The following is a 17013-nucleotide window of genomic DNA, read 5'->3' as shown; positions in this document are numbered from 1 at the left end:
GACGGTGCAGGACGGTAGGCGCCGGACGGTGCAGGACGTGCGTCAGTCCTGGTCGGACTCGGCGGATCCGCCCTCGACCGGTTCCTGGGCCGCCGGTGCAGGCGGTCGTACGACGACCTTGCCCGAAGCAAGGTCGATCGGGCCGCGCCCTGGATCGCCGTCCTCGGCGTCCTGACGGGTCAGTTCCAGCCGGTTCTGCTCATCCTGGGTGTGCTTGCGTCCCGGTGCGAAGAGCTCCTCAAAGGCGTTGAACATCTGCACCTCCCCGGACCGGGACTCCGGTCCTCGATACTCGTCGTCGATCAGCGACTGGCCGATGACCGCCACGGACTCCTCGTCTGCCGGCCGTCATCCGGCGGTCGTCTGCCGGCCGTCATCCGACGGCGAGCCGGTCCCCGGGCTCCTCGGGAAACAGCCGCAGCCGATGCGCCATCGCCGCAGCCTCGCCCCGGCCCGAGACGCCCAGCTTGGCCAGGATGTTGGAAACATGGACGCTGGCCGTCTTCGGGGAGATGAACAGCTCCTCGGCTATCTGGCGGTTCGTTCGGCCCAGGGCGACCAGGCGTAGGACGTCCCTCTCCCGGCTGGTCAGGCCCAGGGAATCGGCCGGGTCGGCAGGGGCGGGTGCCTCGGCACGGGTCAGTGTCAGGCGGGCGCGCTGGGCGAGCAGCGCCACCGACTCGGCGAGCGGGCGGGCGCCGAGGTGGTCGGCGACGGCCAGGGAGTTCCGTAGCAGTTCGGCGGCTTCGGCGCGGCCGTCCTCGCCCTCTCCGCGGACCAGGATGGCCTCGGCCAGCCGGTACCGGACGCGGGCGAGGTCGTAGGGGCGCTCCAGCGGACGGAACGCCTCGACGACCTCCGCCCAGACCTCGATGACGTCGCGACCCTCGGCGCGCCGCAACTCCGCGCGGACCCACTGTTCGTACGCGGACCACACCGGGACACCCGTGGTGAGCGACTTGGCGGTGGAGCGGATGCGGTCCAGGACCTCGGCGCGGCCGGCCTCGGCGACCGGGAGACCGCGGGCGTCGGCCTCGGTCGTGGCGGCCGCCAGCAGCAGCGGCCAGCCGTAGCGCTGGGTGCCGAGCGGGAAGCCCGCGGCGAGGACCCCGTCGAGCTCGGCGCGGGCGTCGAATATGCGGCCCTCGCCCGCGGCGACGCCGATCGCGATGCGGGAGAGCGGCAGGGACTGCTGCGGCATGGTGTCGTGCGTGCCGTAGTGGTCATGGGCGGCGGCCAGGTGGCGGGCCGCCTCGGCGATCTGACCACGGGCCAGGGCGAGATAGGCGAACCGTGTGGCACCCATGGCCCGGGACTTGGCACTCTGACCGGTGCGCTGCGCGCGTGTCGCGGCGTCGGCCGCCTCGTCCCACCGGCCGAGCGCGTACAGGGACTCCGAGAGGTTGCTCCACACCCACGCCTCGGAGTCCAGCACGCCGAGCCTGCGGCAGAGCTCGACACCCTCCTTCAGGATGTCGACGGCCTCCCGTGAGCGGCCGACTCCTTCCAGATGGGACGGCAGGTTCACATGGCAGCGGCCGATGAGGGCGGGGGCGCCGAGCTCGATGACCCGTTCCTTGACCGCGTACATCTCGGCGAGCCCGGCCTCCACATCGCCTGCGTCGACCATGAGGCCACCCCGGGTGAGCCGCGCGGTCATCTCGATGTCGCGGGCTCCGACCATGCGGGCGTACTCCACGGCGCGCTCCGCGGCCGTCAGGGCGTCCGGGCCCGGCTCGTGCAGCATGGACCAGCCCGCGACGTTGGCCAGGACATCGGCGTGCACCTCGGACGGCGGCAGCCCGCGCACCAGTTCCTGGGCGGTGGCGAGCTCCTTCCAGCCGTCGCCGCGGCCCTGGTTGCGCACCAGACTGGACCGCTGCACCCAGAACCAGGCGGCACGGAGAGGGTCGCTCTCCTCCTCGAGCAGCCGCAGCGCCCGCTTGGTGATCTTCAGGGCGCGCTCGCGCTCCCCGCACAGCCTGCCCGCGACGGCGGCCTCGGCCATCAGGTCCAGGTAGCGCAGCGGTGTGGTGGCCGGGTCGCAGCCGCAGGGAGGGTAGACCTCGGTGTAGTCGACGGGACGCAGCTCCGCGCGAACGTCCTCGGGGGCCGCGTCCCACAGCTCCATCGCCCGCTCCAGGAGCCGCAGCTGCTCGGAGTAGGCATGCCGGCGGCGGGCCTCGACGGAGGCGCGCAGCACGGCAGGCAGGGCCTTCGCCGCGTCGTGCGCGTGGTACCAGTAGCTGGCAAGACGGGTGGCGCGCTGATCGGCCGGGACGAGCGACGGGTCGGCCTCCAGGGCCTCGGCATAGCGCCGGTTGAGGCGGGAGCGCTCACCGGGCAGCAGATCGTCGCTGACGGCCTCGCGGACGAGGGAGTGCCGGAAGCGGTAGCCGTCGCCGTCGGGCGTGGCCAGCAGGAGGTTGGCGCCGACCGCGGCCCGCAGTGCCTCGATGAGGTCGTCCTCGGTGAGCCCCGCCACGGCCGCGAGCAGCGGATACTCGACGGTGGATCCGCCCTCGGCCGCGACACGTGCGACCCGCTGGGCGTGCTCGGGCAGCGCCTCGACGCGGACCAGCAGCAGATCGCGGAGGGAGTCGGTGAGTCCCGGGCTGCAGCCCTCGTGCGCGGCCACGGCGAGCTCCTCGACGAAGAAGGCGTTGCCGTCGGACCGTTCGAAGATGTCGTCGACCTGGGACGGCTCGGGCTCCTGGGCGAGGATTCCGGCGATCTGGCGGCCCACCTCGTCGCGGCTGAAGCGGGCCAGCTCGATGCGCCGGACACTGCGGAGCCGGTCGAGCTCGGCGAGCAGAGGACGCAGCGGGTGGCGGCGGTGGATGTCGTCCGCGCGGTAGGTGGCGATGACGACGAGGCGGCCGCTGCGCAGCGTACGGAAGAGGTAGGCGAGGAGGTGGCGGGTCGAGGCGTCGGCCCAGTGCAGGTCCTCCAGGACGACGACGATCGGGCGGTCCGCGGCGAGCCGCTCGAGCAGGCGCGCGGTGAGCTCGAAGAGGCGGGCCATGCCCTCCTCGTCGTGCCGGCCGTGGAGTCGGCGGGGTGCCTCACCCAGCTCGGGGAGAAGCCGCGCCAGTTCCTCCTCCTGTCCGCTGGCCGCGGCGGCCAGCTCGTCGGGCAGCTGTGTGCGCAGCGCGCGCAGCGCTGTGGAGAACGGCGCGAAGGGCAGGCCGTCGGCGCCTATTTCGACACAGCCGCCGACCGCCACGACGGCGCCCTCGATGCGGGCCCTGGCGGCGAACTCCTCGATGAGCCGGGTCTTGCCGACCCCGGCCTCACCGCCGACCAGCAACGCCTGAGGCTCGCCGGGCAGCTCGCCCGCGGCGCGCGGCGACGGGAAGGCGCTCCGGCCGGCGGCACGGGCGAGCGCATCGTTCAGTACGCCCAGTTCGTCGGTGCGGCCGACGAACACCGGGCTGACGGACCTGGTCTCCACATCGCCGAGCATCGCACAGGGGTCTGACACCGCGGCACTCGATATTCGCGAAGCGGGGCTCTGGGCCACCGCGTTGCCGGGAGCGGCGATCACCCCGGCGGCTTCCCCGCGCTCGGCGCCGTTCACGCCGTGGGGGCGTACTGCGACCGGCGTGGCTCCTGGCTCCCGCCGTGGGTGCCTCCCTGGGACCCCTGCGTATTCTGCGTACTCACCTGCCCTTCGCCTTCGTCGCGTGCAGAGCGGCGGGCGGCGCGGGCGGCCTTGCGGGCCTCACGCACCTCCCGCAGCAGCCGGCTGCGCTCGGCCTCGCGGATCAGCTCAGCGTGGCGTTCCTGGTGCATCTCGTACTCGAACATCCCGTACCCCTTGTGACGAGTCGGTTTCTCGGCGTCGCTCTCTGCGATGCCTCAACCTTCGTCGCCCAGGGGCCCCCGCCACATCGGGAGAGTGCCGCATCTTGCATGCCGAGGGGCCTTAGGCCCGTCGTGAGGGCTGCTTACGCAGCCGGACGACGGCCCCAAGGCCCTCAGGAAGTGCGGCCGATCAGACCGATCAGACCGATCAAGCCGATCAGACCGATCAGACCCCCGATCAGACCGATCAACCGATGAAAGGGCTCGGACCGATCAGGTGGACGGCATGGCGAGGATGAGGTCCGAGTACTTGGCGGCGGCCAGTAGCAGGCCGATGAAGCCGAGCGACACACCCGCCCATGCGACGGACTTGATCCAGGGCACCTGGACCCGGTCGGGGTTGCCGAACGCGGGCCGCACCAGCACCACGACGCCGACGATCAGGGCGGCGAGCGCGAAGAGGCCGGCGACCAGCGCGTTGACGTTCCAGGAGTCGGCGTAGATCTGCTTGATCTGCGTGGCGACGCTCGAACCCGACGCCACTTCCAGCTGGCCGTACAGGGAGTCGCGCGCCTGACCCACGGTGCCCACCCAGCTACCGGTGAGCGAGACCAGGCCGAGCGCGGCGGATACGACGGCGGCAGCGCCCTGGCCGACGCCGGTGGACGCCTTGGCGGCCGTCTCTTCGGCGGCCGGTCCGGCCTCCGAGTCCGCGCCCGTTTCCACGTCGGCGTCGGCGGCCTCCGGGGTGCTCTCCTCCGCTTCGGTCCCCGCGGTCTGCTCGTCGACCGTGTCGACCTCGTCCCCGGCCTTGTTTCCGGCTGCCTCAGCTGTCTTGGTACCCATGCTCCGCACCGTACGGACGGAGTCTGAGAACTCTCTTAATGATCGTTTAGCCCCGGCCCCGCCGTACGAAGTTCGAATGCGGGGGCTGTGGGTCCGCGAAGCGGCTCAGCGCGGCAGATAACCGCGCAGAAACGCCCTGACCCCCGCGGCGATCAGCGCGTCCCGCTCGTCGTCGGAGATCGGGAGCGCCCCGTGATACGTCCGGTCGGTGATCTCACCGGCGACCAACTGAAGGAAGTGGCCCGCCGCCTGCTCGGGATCCGGTGCGTCGAGGAGTCCCTCCTCCGCCAGCTCCCGGAAGCGCTCCGCCACCGCGACCAGGGCGCGCTGCGGCCCCGAGCTGCGCCACGCGTGCAGGAACTCCTGGGGGATGTGTCCGACTTCGGCACGCAGCTGGCGTACGACCGCGAAGTGGTCGGGGTACCGCTTCGCGGGCTCGGTCCAGGCCTGGGCGAAGACGACGAGGTCGGCCTCCAGGTCCGTGACCTTGTGGAGCCGGCGGTCGATGGCGTCCAGATGGGCCTGGACGACCTGCGCGGAGCCCTCCTCGACCACCACCCGGAAGAGTTCGGCCTTGCCGCCCGGGAAGTGGTTGTAGATCGTGCGGGTGGAGACGCCCGCCTCCTTGGCGATGGAGTCGATGCTGCTGCGGGTGTAGCCGTCACGCCCGAAGACCCGGCGCGCCCCCAGCACGATCGCCTGCCGCTTCTCCGCGAGCCCCTGTCCCACGTGTTCTGCCCCTTCCTGTCGGCCGCAACGGTATCCACTGCGCACGGTTTACAATGAGCGTTGTAATCAGTGCCATACACGTTGTACTTTACTTGGCATGACGAATCCCTCGAACTCCTCGCCCGGGTCGGCCACTTCGAGCTCCACGCACACCCCGCTCCGCGTCGCCGTCCTCACGGGCTCCACCCGCGAGGGCCGCTTCGGGCCCGTCGTCACCGACTGGTTCCTGCGGTTCGCCGAGCAGCGCGGCGATCTGGCGCTCGACGCGATCGATCTGGCCGAGCACCCGCTGCCGGACGTCACGGGCATCGAGCCCCCGGCCGACCCCGTCCTCGACGCGCTCACACCGCGGCTGGCCGCCGCCGACGCCTTCGTCGTCATCACGCCCGAGTACAACCACAGCTTCCCGGCGCCCCTGAAGAACGCCATCGACCTGCACTTCACCCAGTGGCAGGCCAAGCCGGTCGGCTTCGTGTCGTACGGAGGCCTCGGCGGTGGACTGCGGGCGGTCGAGCAACTGCGGCTGGTCTTCGCCGAATTGCACGCGGTCACCGTGCGGGACACGGTGAGCTTCCACATGGCGTGGGAGAACTTCGCGGAGGACGGAAGCCTGCTGCGGCCGGACATCCCCGAGGGCGCCGCCAAGGGGATGCTGGACCAGATCGGCTGGTGGGGGCGCACCCTGCGGGCCGGACGCGCCAACGCGCCCTACTCCGCGCGGTGAGCGCGACGCTGCCGACGAAGTCCGGCCCGCCCGCGTCCCCCGCCCTGTCCCGGCACGTCCTGGCCGTGGTGGGGGTCGTGGTCCTCGGCTCGTTCATGACAGTGCTCGACATGACCATCGTCAACGTCGCTCTGGGCCACTTGTCCCGCTCCTTCGACGCTCCCCTCTCCGTCATCCAGTGGCCGGTGACCGGATACTCGCTCGCGCTGGCGACCGTCATCCCCGTATCCGCATGGGCGGTCGGACGGTTCGGCGCCAAGCGGGTGTTCCTCACCGCGGTCGCGCTGTTCACCCTCGGCTCGGGCCTCACCGGGCTGGCCTGGAACGCCGGTTCACTGATCACCTTCCGGGTGCTGCAGGGACTCGGCGGCGGCATGATCATGCCGGTCGCGATGGCCGTCGTCCTGCGCGCCGCCCCACCGGAGCGCAAGGGCACGATGATGGGCATCCTCGGCATACCCGTGCTCATCGGCCCGATGACCGGCCCGGTCCTCGGGGGTGTACTCACGGACTCGCTCTCGTGGCGCTGGATCTTCTTCGTCAACGTGCCCGTGGGCGCGCTCACGCTGCTGCTCGGCGCCCGCGTCCTGCGCGGTCCCGCGGACGAGGGCCGGACCCGGAGGCCGTTGGACGTGCCGGGGCTGCTGATGCTGTCGCCCGGTCTCGCGGCCCTGCTGTACGGGCTGACGATGGGCGGCGAGCACGGCGGCTTCGGCGCCGCGGAGGTGATCGTCCCGGTCGTCGCGGGTGCGGTACTCGTGGCCGCCTTCTCCGCCCGGGCGCTGCGGACCAGGCATCCGTTGCTCGATCCCCGGCTCCTTGCCAGGCCCTCGTTCGGCCGGGCGGTGGCCGCCATGGTGCCGTTCTCGGCCGCGTACTTCGGCTCGATGGTCCTCGTACCGCTGTACTGGCAGCAGGAGCGCGGGCTCTCCGCCACCGAGGCCGGGCTTCTGATGGCGCCCCAGTTCCTGTTCAGCGGCACGGTGATGCAGATCTCCAGCCGGATCTCGGACCGGGTCGCGCCGCGCACGATCGTGGTGCCGGGCGTGCTGGTCGCCGTCGGGGGGTTCGCCGCCTTCGCCCTCCAGGCCGGGCCCGACACGCCGTACTGGCGCCTCGTCGCCTCACTCGCCCTCATGGGCACGGGCGTCGGCATGACGAACATGCCGGTCATGGCGTCGGCGACGCGCGGTCTCGCGGACGGCGAAGTCGCGGCGGGAAGCACGGCGCTGAACATCATCCTTCAGGTCGCGGCCGCTGTCGGCACGGCGCTGACGGCTCTGCTGCTGACGGCGACGGACGGCTTCCGTACGACGCTGGTATGCGGGGCGGGGCTGATGGCGCTGTCGCTGGCGGGGGCGGTGCGGCTGTCAGGACGTAGGCCCTGAGCTGCACAAAAACCCAGGGGAAGTTCGGTTTCCGTCGTCCGATCCACTGCTCCACGGCAAGGCTTCGGGTCGGCGGAACCGGCGGGGGACGTCTGCGTCACCACTACGCGCGCGTGCCGGCGTACTGCCTTCTCAGTAGCCGGGATTGTCGGCAGGCGCACGACGACGCGACAGGCCCGGCACGGACAGCCTGGGGAGGTCCCCGACACCAGATGTGGAGGCCTCCCTGCCGTGGCTACTTTCCTGTATCGACTGGGCCGTCTTGCCTTCCGATGGCGCTGGTACGTCGCCCTGTGGTGGGTGGCGATCCTGGTTGCCGTCGGCTTCAGCCCCGCCAAGGCTCCCACCGCCCCCGACGACGGTTTCTCGATGCCGGGCATCGAGTCCCAGAAGGCCTTCGACCTGCTGGAGCAGCGCTTCCCCGGATCCTCGGCCGACGGAGCGGTCGCCAGGATCGTCTTCATCGCCCCGGACGGCCAGAAAGTCACCGCGGCCGACAACAAGGCGGCCATCGACAAGACCGTGGACGAGGCGGCCGAGGGCTCACAGGTCGCCGGCGCGGTGAACCCCTTCCAGGCCAAGGCGGTGAGCAAGGACGCCTCCACCGCGTACTCGACCGTCACCTTCAAGGACAGGGCGGACGACCTCACCGACGCCAGTAAGACGACGCTCGAGGATGCCGTGCACCAGGCCCAGGAGGCGGGGCTGACGGTGGAGGTCGGCGGGGACGCGCTGGCGACCCAGCCGTCGGCGGGCGGAGCGGCCGAAGCGATCGGCATCGCCATCGCCGCCGTCGTCCTGCTGATCACCTTCGGCTCACTGGCCGCAGCAGGGCTGCCCCTGCTCACCGCCGTCCTCGGCGTCGGCGTCAGCATGGCCTCGATCCTCGCCCTGGGCAGCACCTTCGGGCTCTCGGAGACGACCGGCACCCTGGCCACCATGCTCGGCCTGGCCTGCGGCATCGACTACGCCCTCTTCGTCGTCTCCCGCTACCGCGAGGAACGCGCCAGGGGCCACGCACCCAGGGATGCGGCAGGCCTGGCCGCCGGCACCGCCGGGTCCGCCGTCGTCTTCGCCGGACTCACCGTCGTCATCGCCCTGGCGGGGCTGTCGGTGGTCGGCATCCCGATGCTCACCAAGATGGGCCTGGCCGCCGCCGGCGCCGTCGTCGTCGCCGTCCTCATCTCGCTCACCCTGGTCCCGGCCATCCTCGGCTTCTGGTCCAACGCCGTACTGTCACGCTCCGCCCGCAAGCGCGGCAAGATCGCGCAAACCGACGCACACAACGGCGGCAGCCGCTGGGCCCGGCTCGTGGTGCGGCATCCGATTCCGGTGCTCCTGCTCGGTGTCGTGGGCCTGGGCGCGATCGCCACACCGGTGATGGACCTTCAGCTCGGCATGCCCGGCGATGAGGCCAAGCCCACCTCCAGCACCGAACGCCGGGCCTACGACGCGCTCGCCGAGGGCTTCGGCCCTGGCTTCAACGGGCCCCTCACCATCGTCGTCGACGCCCGCGATGCCGAGAACCCGAAGACCGCCGTGTCCACGATCTCCAAGGAGATCGCCGCCACCGACGGCGTCGTCTCCGTCTCCCCGGCCCGCTTCAACCCCGACGGTGACACCGCGGTGTTCTCCGCCACCCCCTCGACGAGCCCCACCGACGAGAAGACCAAGGACCTCGTCCAGACCATCCGCGGCGAACGCCCCGGCGTCGAGTCCGAGTCGGGGGCGAGTTTCGAGGTCACCGGCACCACCGCGCTGAACATCGATGTCGCCCAGAAGGTCCAGGACGCCCTCATCCCCTACCTCGCCGTCGTCGTGGGCCTGGCCATCGTGCTCCTGCTGCTCGTCTTCCGGTCCCTGCTGGTGCCGCTGAAGGCAGCGCTCGGCTTCCTGCTGTCGGTCCTCGCCGCCCTCGGTTCCGTCATCGCGGTCTTCCAGCAGGGCCACGGAGCGGAACTCCTCGGTGTCGAGCAGACCGGCCCCATCATGAGCCTCATGCCGATCTTCCTGGTGGGCATCGTCTTCGGCCTCGCCATGGACTACGAGGTGTTCCTCGTCTCGCGGATGCGCGAGGCGTACGTCCACGGGGACCGGCCCGGCCAGGCCATCGTCACCGGGTTCCGCTACAGCGCGCGCGTCGTGGTCGCCGCCGCGCTGATCATGATGGCCGTCTTCTCCGGCTTCGTCGGCGCCCAGGAGTCCATGATCAAAATGATCGGCTTCGGACTGGCCATCGCTGTCCTCTTCGACGCCTTCATCGTCCGCATGGCCATCGTGCCAGCCGTCCTTGCCCTACTCGGCGACAAGGCCTGGTACCTGCCCCGCCGGCTCGACCGGCTCCTGCCCCACGTCGATGTAGAGGGCGAAACACTCGACCGGGACGTTCCCGCCCCCTCGGCCCTCGCCCCCGTCGGCCGGCCGGAACCGGAGCCCGTGCCCGTCCGCTGAGCCGCAGCGGGCCTTTCGACGGCGGGCGGCCGCCTCCCACCCCCAGGCGGCCGCCCGCACACCGGGGTTCGCCGAAGCGGTAGCGACCCCGCCGCGCCTGCCCCGTGGGGACTCGGCTGCGGCCGGGAGGTCCATGCTCAGTCGAGCTGATCGCCGATCGCCATCACCAGCACCCCGGCGATCAGCCCGACGAGCGCCCGCTTCGTGCGGCCGCGCGCACCGAGTACGGCGACCGTCGCGCAGATGACCGCGCCGATCGCGTACGCGAGGGCCGCGCTCGCCGGGGCTCCGCTGCTGAACCGTATGGCGGAGGCGCCCGTTCCGGCCAGCGTCAGTACCGCGCCGGAGGCGGTCGCTGCCCGGCGGGCGCGCCGGGCCTCCCGGGCGCGCTGTTCGGCGACGGTCTCCAGAGTCCCGTCTTCCGATTCCTCCTCGGACCCGACTCCGGCGTCGTCGCCGGTCCGGTCCGCTGGTTCGTCACCGGTCCGGTCTGGCTCGTCGCCGGTCCGGTCCGCTGGTTCGTCGCCGGTCCGGACGTCGGAGGGCGCCTTGATCAGGTCTTCGGCGTCGTCTGCCGCGCGGGCTAGGGCCTGTGTCGGAAGTGGCGTCGTCCGCCCGAAGGGCGGGCCGGGCGGCGTCTGGTGCGTGCTCTCGGCGTGCCGGGTGGAAGCCCTCGTACTGGACGTACTTGGGCTTTCGCCCGGTGCGGCGAGAGTGCGTGCCAGGCGTCGCCCGGCAGACGCCACTTCCGACACAGGCCCTAGTTGGGTGGTGCTCCCGTCAAGTTCCGCCATGGCCCGGCAGCGTACCCGGTGCGCGGAACCTGTGAATCCGGGGTCGGGGTCAAGACGGTGTCCATAGCGCGTACAGACGGCGAAGGGGCGGGGCACCGACCGGTGCACCGCCCCTTCATTCACGTACGAGAAGGCTCAGCCCTCGACGCCGAGCTTCTCCAGGATCAGCTCCTTGACGCGCGCCGCGTCGGCCTGGCCGCGCGTGGCCTTCATGACCGCGCCCACCAGGGCGCCGGCCGCGGCCACCTTGCCGCCGCGGATCTTGTCCGCGATGGCCGGGTTGCCGGCGATGGCCTCGTCGACGGCCGTACCGAGCGCGGAGTCGTCCGAGACGATCTTCAGGCCGCGCTTCTCGACGACCTCGTCGGGGCCGCCCTCACCGGCGAGCACGCCCTCGATGACCTGGCGGGCCAGCTTGTCGTTGAGGGAGCCCTCCTTGACCAGGGCGGCCACGCGGGCGAGCTGCTCGGGAGTGATCGGCAGCGCGGAAAGCTCCACGCCGTCCTCGTTGGCGCGGCGGGCCAGCTCGCCCATCCACCACTTGCGCGCGGAGGCGGCGTCGGCACCGGCCTCGATCGTGGCGACGATCGAGTCGATGGCACCGGCGTTGAGCATCGACTGCATGTCGTGAGCGGAGACACCCCACTCCTCACGCAGCCGGTTGCGGCGGACCAGCGGCAGCTCGGGCAGCGTGGCGCGCAGCTCCTCCACCCACTCGCGGGAGGGGGCGACCGGCACCAGGTCCGGCTCCGGGAAGTAGCGGTAGTCCTCCGCCTCCTCCTTCACGCGGCCCGAGGTCGTCGAGCCCGTGTCCTCGTGGAAGTGGCGGGTTTCCTGCACGATCGTGCCGCCGTTGCCGAGTACGGCCGCGTGCCGCTGGATCTCGAAGCGGACGGCACGCTCCACGGAGCGCAGCGAGTTGACGTTCTTCGTCTCGCTGCGGGTGCCGAACTTGTCGGCGCCCTTGGGCATCAGCGACAGGTTGACGTCGCAGCGCATCTGGCCCATCTCCATACGGGCCTCGGACACGCCCAGCGCCTTGATGAGCTCGCGCAGTTCGGCGACGTACGCCTTCGCGACCTCGGGAGCGCGCTCGCCCGCACCGACGATCGGCTTGGTGACGATCTCGATGAGCGGGATGCCCGCGCGGTTGTAGTCGAGGAGGGAGTGCACAGCGCCGTGGATACGACCCGTCGCGCCGCCGACATGGGTCGACTTGCCGGTGTCCTCCTCCATGTGGGCGCGCTCGATCTCCACGCGGAAGACCTCGCCGTCCTCGAGCTGGACGTCCAGATAGCCGTTGAAGGCGATCGGCTCGTCGTACTGCGAGGTCTGGAAGTTCTTCGGCATGTCCGGATAGAAGTAGTTCTTCCGGGCGAAGCGGCACCACTCGGCGATCTCGCAGTTCAGCGCGAGGCCGATCTTGATCGCGGACTCGACGCCGGTCGCGTTGACGACCGGGAGCGAGCCGGGCATGCCGAGGCAGACCGGGCAGGTCTGCGTGTTCGGGTCGGCGCCGAGCGACGTCGAACAGCCGCAGAACATCTTCGTCTTGGTGCCGAGTTCGACATGGACCTCGAGGCCCATGACCGGGTCGTACGACGCGAGTGCGTCCTCGTACGAGACCAGGTCGGTCGTGGTCGTGGCAGTCACGGTGAAACTTCCCTCTCAGCCCAGCAGGACGTCGTCGTCGCCCAGGCGCTTCAGCTCCCGGTAGAGGATCGCCAGGCCGGTGACGATGGCGGCGGCGGACACGGCCGCGTCGATGAGCCGCAGCGTGTCGTTCTCGAGGCGGGCCTTCTTGGCCTGCTTCGCGACACTGAGCGCGCCGAACGCGGTGGTGGCGATGGACAGGTACGTGCCGGACTTGGACTTCTTGAAGCCCTTGGCCTTGGACAGTGCAGTCACAGCGACGGTGCCTCCTCGAGCAGCGGGTGTCCCCAGCGTTCCACGAAGGCCGCCTCGACCGCCGCACCGACCTTGTACAGGCGGTCGTCCTTCATCGCGGGGGCGATGATCTGCAGGCCGACGGGCAGGCCGTCCTCCGGCGCGAGACCGCAGGGCAGCGACATGGCGGCGTTGCCGGCGAGGTTGACGGGGATCGTGCAGAGGTCCGCCAGGTACATCGCCAGCGGGTCGTCGGCGCGCTCCCCGATCGCGAAGGCGGTGGTCGGTGTCGTGGGCGACACGATCACGTCGACCTGCTCGAAAGCCTTCTCGAAGTCGCGGCTGATCAGCGTCCGCACCTTCTGGGCGGAGCCGTAGTACGCGTCGTAGTAACCGGAGCTGAGCGCGTACGTGCCGAGCATGATGCGGCGCTTCACCTCGTCGCCGAAGCCGGCCTCGCGGGTGAGCGAGGTGACGTCCTCGGCGGAGCGCGTGCCGTCGTCACCGGTACGCAGGCCGTAGCGCAGGCCGTCGAACCGGGCGAGGTTCGACGAACACTCGGACGGCGCGATCAGGTAGTACGCCGACAGCGCCAGGTCGAAGGACGGGCAGTCCAGCTCGACGATCTCGGCGCCCAGCTCCTTGAGCAGCGACACGGACTCGTTGAAGCGCTCGACGACCCCGGCCTGGTAGCCCTCGCCGGCGAACTGCTTCACGACGCCGACGCGCATGCCCTCGACGGAGCCGTTGCGCGCGGCCTCGACGACCGGCGGGACCGGGGCGTCGATCGACGTCGAGTCGAGCGGGTCGTGCCCGGCGATCACCTCGTGCAGGAGGGCCGCGTCCAGGACCGTACGGGCGCAGGGGCCGCCCTGGTCGAGGGACGACGAGAACGCCACCATGCCGTAGCGGGACACGCCGCCGTAGGTCGGCTTGACGCCGACCGTGCCGGTGACGGCCGCGGGCTGGCGGATCGAGCCACCGGTGTCCGTGCCGATGGCGAGCGGCGCCTGGTAGGAGGCGAGCGCGGCGGCCGAACCGCCGCCCGAGCCGCCGGGGATCTTGGTGACGTCCCACGGGTTGCCCGTCGGCCCGTACGCGCTGTTCTCGGTCGAGGACCCCATGGCGAACTCGTCCATGTTGGTCTTGCCGATGATCACGACGTCCGCGGCCTTGAGCTTCTCGGTGACCGTGGCGTCGTACGGCGGGATCCAGCCCTCAAGGATCTTCGAGCCGACCGTGGTCGGGATGCCCACGGTGGTGAAGATGTCCTTCAACGCCAGCGGCACGCCGGCGAGCGGGCCGAGCTCCTCGCCGCGCTCCCGCTTCTCGTCGACGGCACGGGCCTGCGCGAGCGCCCCTTCGCGGTCGACGTGCAGGAAGGCGTGCACCTTCTCGTCGACGGCGTCGATCCGGGCGAGGTGGGCCTCGGTGACCTGGACGGCCGTGAGCTCGCCAGAGGCGATCTTCGCGGCCGTCTCGGCCGCGGTCAGCTTGATGATGGTGCTGTCCGTCATGGTGGTCCTAGTCCTCCCCCAGGATCTGTGGCACCTTGAAACGCTGCTGCTCCTGGGCAGGGGCACCGGAGAGCGCCTGCTCCGGGGTGAGCGAGGGACGGACCTCGTCCGCGCGCATGACGTTCGTCAGCGGCAGCGGGTGGGAGGTCGGCGGTACGTCTTGGTCGGCGACCTCGGAGACGCGGGCGACCGCGCCGATGATGTCGTCGAGCTGGCCTGCGAAGTGGTCGAGCTCTTCGGGCTTCAGCTCCAGACGCGCCAGCCGTGCGAGGTGGGCGACCTCCTCGCGCGTGATGCCAGGCATGCAGCGATCCTCTGGGGTGAGTGTGTGTGGTTTGGGCCAATCCTATGGGGCGGGGGCGGGTGACCGTGAAACGGTTTCCTGGCGGGGGCTGGCCTCTGGCCCTCTGCGGGGTTCTGGACGCCTGTGGGTCCGACCCGGCCCGCCGCCCCTCAGGCCCCTCACGGGGCGCGTGGCCCGGCGCGTGAGCGCTACGTGGGGACCGGGCCCGAAGGGTCCGAGGAACCCGCGGGTAGTGCCGCCGCAGGGCGCTGCCACCCCCGCGTACCCCGGGCGCGCAACCACGCCGTCGTCTCGTCGGCGGGCATGGCGGCCGCGACAAGCCACCCCTGCACGGCATCACACCCGAGATCCCGCAACCGCTCCCACGTCTCGTCGTCCTCGACCCCCTCAGCGACGACGAGCAGCCCGAGCGAGTGCGCGAGGTCGACGGTGCAGCGGACGATCTCTGCGTCCTGGGCGTCCACGGCGAGCCGGGCAACGAACGACCGGTCGATCTTGAGCTCACTCACCGGCAGCCGCCGCAGATGCACCAGCGACGAGTAACCGGTGCCGAAGTCGTCCAGCGACATCTTCACGCCGTGCCCGGTAAGACCCGCCAGCGTGTCGGCCGCCCGCTGCGGGTCCTCGAGGAGGACATGCTCGGTGATCTCCAGCTGCAGCGCCCCCGCGGGGACGCCGTGCCGCGCCAGCCGCGCGGCGACCGCGCCCGCGAAGCCGGGCGTGTGGACGTCGCGCGGCGACACATTGACGGCGACGGGCACGCGCAGCCCCTGGGCACGCCAGCGCGCCACCTGGGCGAGCGCCGTCTCCAGCACGTACTCCGTGAGGTGCGGCATCAGCCCGGACGACTCGGCGATCGCGATGAACTCGTCCGGCGGCACCTTGCCGCGCTCGGGATGCACCCACCGTACGAGCGCCTCGAGTCCGGCGACCTGGCCGTCGAAGCGGACCTTCGGCTGGTAGTGCAGCTCGACCTCGGAGGCGTCCAGCGCCCGCCGCAGGTCACCGAGCAGGCCGAGGCGGTCCGGGGTGTTGCAGTCGCGCTTGGACTCGTACACCTCGACGCCCGTACGGTCCCGCTTCGCCTGGTACATCGCGACGTCCGCCCGCCGCAACAGCCCCTCCGCGTCCAGCGCGTGGTCGGGGAACACGGCGAGGCCGGCGCTGGCCTCCAGGACGAGGGTGAGCCCGTCGAGGTCGAGCGGGGAGCCGAGGGCGGCGACGAGCGCCCGGGCGATCCGCGTGGCCGAGGTCGTGGAGTCGGCGACCGGCAGCAGTACGGCGAACTCGTCGCCGCCGAGTCGCGCGGCCTCGGCACCGCGGGGCAGGGCCGTCTGCAGCCGGTCGGCGATCTGCAGGAGCAGCCGGTCGCCTGCGAGATGACCGAGCGTGTCGTTCACCGATCGGAACCGGTCGAGGTCGATCAGCAGGAGAGCGGACCGCGCTCCGATGCGCTCCGCGTCGTCCAGCGCCGCCCAGGTGCGCTCAAGGAGCCACTGCCGGTTGGGCAGGCCGGTGAGCGGGTCGCGCAGCTGCTCCTCAGCCCGTGCGCGGGCGATCCACAGCGTGGAGTCGAGGGCGATGAGCGGGACCGCGAACAGCGGCAGAAGTACGGGCACGGCCATCGCGACGACGCAGATCAGCGGCGCGATGCCGAGCAGCGCGCCGGCGAGGATGCCGTGCCGGACCAGGGCGGTACGGGTGGCGGTCGGCAGTCCGCCGGTGAGCGGCGCGTGCACGTACCAGAGGAGGACGCGGGTGACGGAGAGATAGGCGGCCGCCACCAGGGCCACTTCCGGCACGGTGTAGAGGTCCCAGGTCTCAGGCGACCAAGGGCTCTCGGCCGTCGGCACCGTGCCGAACACCGCCATGACGAGGGCGCCCGCGCCGATGCCGATGATGTCGACGGCGCCGTGCAGCGCTCCCTGCCACCAGCGGTTTCTGCGCGCGATGCTGACGAGGACGACTACGGCGAGACTGATCATTCCGGCAGGGAGCCAGCCGTAGAGCAGCAGGACCGCAAGGGTCAGGGCCGCCCCGGAGCCCGCGCCGTTCCACCAGCGGCCCCGCCCGAACGCCACGAGATGCCCGACGACGAGGCCGGTGAGAACGGCAAGGGACCAGCCCGCGCTGCCGGTCGGGAAGAGGCCGCGACTGCCGGTGAATGCCCGGTAGAAGCCGGCGGCAAGCGCAAGTGAGGCCACCGCGACGACCGCGCCGGGCAGCAGTGCCCGTACACGGAGCCGGTCCTCGGTGCCTGCAGAGCCGCCCGGCCCGGGGACGTGACCGACCGTGACATGCCCGGGGCTGCGGCCGCTCTCCATGGGCTTTCCGCTGGGGCCGCTGGTGTCGGGGCCTCGCGGGGGCCGACGAACGGACCAACGGACGCCCGTTCGACCGGCACCCGGACCACGCCGTACGCGAAGGCGCGCACGCAGCCGTGAGTCCGGGGCGGCGCTATCGGTCGGTTCCATTCCCGTCCCTCTCACAGGCGGCGGTGCCCACGCCACACGGCTCGATGCCTGAGGCCTCCCTGGGCAACTCCAGCGGTAGCTGGGGAGGAAGC

At 71.4% G+C, this 17013-nt stretch carries 14 protein-coding genes; 3 read left to right on the top strand and 11 right to left on the bottom strand.

The window, feature by feature from the left end; all coding sequences use genetic code 11:
* Positions 1 to 42: 42 nt before the first annotated feature.
* From H1D24_RS02405 to H1D24_RS02385, 5 genes are all read right to left on the bottom strand, one after another.
* A complete protein-coding gene (locus H1D24_RS02405) occupies positions 43 to 327 on the bottom strand; it encodes a DUF6191 domain-containing protein (protein WP_374064086.1) in 285 nt (94 codons plus the stop codon).
* A gap of 46 nt (positions 328 to 373) precedes the next feature.
* A complete protein-coding gene (locus H1D24_RS02400; RefSeq protein ID WP_181655898.1) occupies positions 374 to 3466 on the bottom strand; it encodes a helix-turn-helix transcriptional regulator in 3093 nt (1030 codons plus the stop codon).
* 110 nt (positions 3467 to 3576) lie between these two features.
* Positions 3577 to 3810 (bottom strand): hypothetical protein, encoded by a 234-nt coding sequence (locus tag H1D24_RS02395; protein WP_181655630.1) that lies wholly within the window; start codon positions 3808 to 3810, stop codon positions 3577 to 3579.
* 270 nt (positions 3811 to 4080) lie between these two features.
* Entirely contained in the window at positions 4081 to 4653 is a 573-nt protein-coding gene (locus H1D24_RS02390) for a hypothetical protein (protein ID WP_181655629.1), read from the bottom strand.
* Between the two features lie 105 nt (positions 4654 to 4758).
* Positions 4759 to 5382 carry a TetR/AcrR family transcriptional regulator gene (locus H1D24_RS02385; protein WP_181655628.1) on the bottom strand — a complete coding sequence of 208 codons (624 nt, stop codon included), beginning with the start codon at positions 5380 to 5382 and terminating at the stop codon, positions 4759 to 4761.
* 97 nt (positions 5383 to 5479) lie between these two features.
* Between H1D24_RS02385 and H1D24_RS02380 the strand changes: the two genes are divergently transcribed.
* The 3 genes from H1D24_RS02380 to H1D24_RS02370 all read left to right on the top strand — a co-directional run bounded on the left by H1D24_RS02380 (position 5480) and on the right by H1D24_RS02370 (position 9945).
* Positions 5480 to 6106: an NADPH-dependent FMN reductase gene (locus H1D24_RS02380; protein WP_181655627.1), complete on the top strand. Its 627-nt coding sequence runs from the start codon at positions 5480 to 5482 to the stop codon at positions 6104 to 6106.
* On the top strand, positions 6103 to 7494 hold the full coding sequence (locus H1D24_RS02375) for a DHA2 family efflux MFS transporter permease subunit (protein WP_309484178.1): 1392 nt from the start codon (positions 6103 to 6105) through the stop codon (positions 7492 to 7494). The genes H1D24_RS02380 and H1D24_RS02375 overlap by 4 nt, the downstream gene beginning before the upstream one ends.
* A 231-nt stretch (positions 7495 to 7725) precedes the next feature.
* A complete protein-coding gene (locus tag H1D24_RS02370; protein ID WP_181655626.1) occupies positions 7726 to 9945 on the top strand; it encodes an MMPL family transporter in 2220 nt (739 codons plus the stop codon).
* Between the two features lie 137 nt (positions 9946 to 10082).
* On the opposite strand, the gene H1D24_RS42025 is transcribed toward H1D24_RS02370, so the two are convergent.
* From H1D24_RS42025 to H1D24_RS02335, 6 genes are all read right to left on the bottom strand, one after another.
* Positions 10083 to 10739 carry a hypothetical protein gene (locus H1D24_RS42025; RefSeq protein ID WP_258563751.1) on the bottom strand — a complete coding sequence of 219 codons (657 nt, stop codon included), beginning with the start codon at positions 10737 to 10739 and terminating at the stop codon, positions 10083 to 10085.
* Between the two features lie 135 nt (positions 10740 to 10874).
* Positions 10875 to 12392 (bottom strand): Asp-tRNA(Asn)/Glu-tRNA(Gln) amidotransferase subunit GatB, encoded by a 1518-nt coding sequence (gatB, locus tag H1D24_RS02355; RefSeq protein ID WP_181655625.1) that lies wholly within the window; start codon positions 12390 to 12392, stop codon positions 10875 to 10877.
* 15 nt (positions 12393 to 12407) lie between these two features.
* Positions 12408 to 12647, bottom strand: a complete 240-nt coding sequence (locus H1D24_RS02350) for a hypothetical protein (protein ID WP_181655624.1) — start codon at positions 12645 to 12647, stop codon at positions 12408 to 12410.
* Positions 12644 to 14143 (bottom strand): Asp-tRNA(Asn)/Glu-tRNA(Gln) amidotransferase subunit GatA, encoded by a 1500-nt coding sequence (gene gatA, locus H1D24_RS02345; protein ID WP_181655623.1) that lies wholly within the window; start codon positions 14141 to 14143, stop codon positions 12644 to 12646. Before gatA ends, H1D24_RS02350 begins: the two co-directional genes overlap by 4 nt.
* 7 nt (positions 14144 to 14150) lie before the next feature.
* The gene (gene gatC / locus H1D24_RS02340; protein ID WP_018531282.1) at positions 14151 to 14447 is read right to left on the bottom strand and encodes an Asp-tRNA(Asn)/Glu-tRNA(Gln) amidotransferase subunit GatC; all 297 of its coding nucleotides are present in this window, start codon (positions 14445 to 14447) and stop codon (positions 14151 to 14153) included.
* Positions 14448 to 14635: 188 nt separating this feature from the next.
* Positions 14636 to 16921 carry a putative bifunctional diguanylate cyclase/phosphodiesterase gene (locus H1D24_RS02335; RefSeq protein WP_181655622.1) on the bottom strand — a complete coding sequence of 762 codons (2286 nt, stop codon included), beginning with the start codon at positions 16919 to 16921 and terminating at the stop codon, positions 14636 to 14638.
* Positions 16922 to 17013: the final 92 nt, after the last annotated feature.

The sequence above is a fragment of the Streptomyces himalayensis subsp. himalayensis genome, assembly GCF_013778455.1.
Classification (GTDB): domain Bacteria; phylum Actinomycetota; class Actinomycetes; order Streptomycetales; family Streptomycetaceae; genus Streptomyces; species Streptomyces himalayensis.
The sequence above is the reverse complement of the archived record's forward strand: the minus strand, read 5'-3'. Positions and strand labels throughout refer to the sequence as shown.

Coding starts and splice junctions, on each gene's coding strand:
- H1D24_RS02395 (WP_181655630.1), bottom strand. CDS start 3,810: ATGTTCGAGTACGAGATGCACCAGGAACGCCACGCTGAGCTGATCCGC.
- gatC (WP_018531282.1), bottom strand. CDS start 14,447: ATGCCTGGCATCACGCGCGAGGAGGTCGCCCACCTCGCACGGCTGGCG.
- H1D24_RS02335 (WP_181655622.1), bottom strand. CDS start 16,921: ATGGAACCGACCGATAGCGCCGCCCCGGACTCACGGCTGCGTGCGCGC.
- H1D24_RS42025 (WP_258563751.1), bottom strand. CDS start 10,739: ATGGCGGAACTTGACGGGAGCACCACCCAACTAGGGCCTGTGTCGGAA.
- gatA (WP_181655623.1), bottom strand. CDS start 14,143: ATGACGGACAGCACCATCATCAAGCTGACCGCGGCCGAGACGGCCGCG.
- H1D24_RS02400 (WP_181655898.1), bottom strand. CDS start 3,466: ATGCTCGGCGATGTGGAGACCAGGTCCGTCAGCCCGGTGTTCGTCGGC.
- H1D24_RS02390 (WP_181655629.1), bottom strand. CDS start 4,653: ATGGGTACCAAGACAGCTGAGGCAGCCGGAAACAAGGCCGGGGACGAG.
- H1D24_RS02380 (WP_181655627.1), top strand. CDS start 5,480: ATGACGAATCCCTCGAACTCCTCGCCCGGGTCGGCCACTTCGAGCTCC.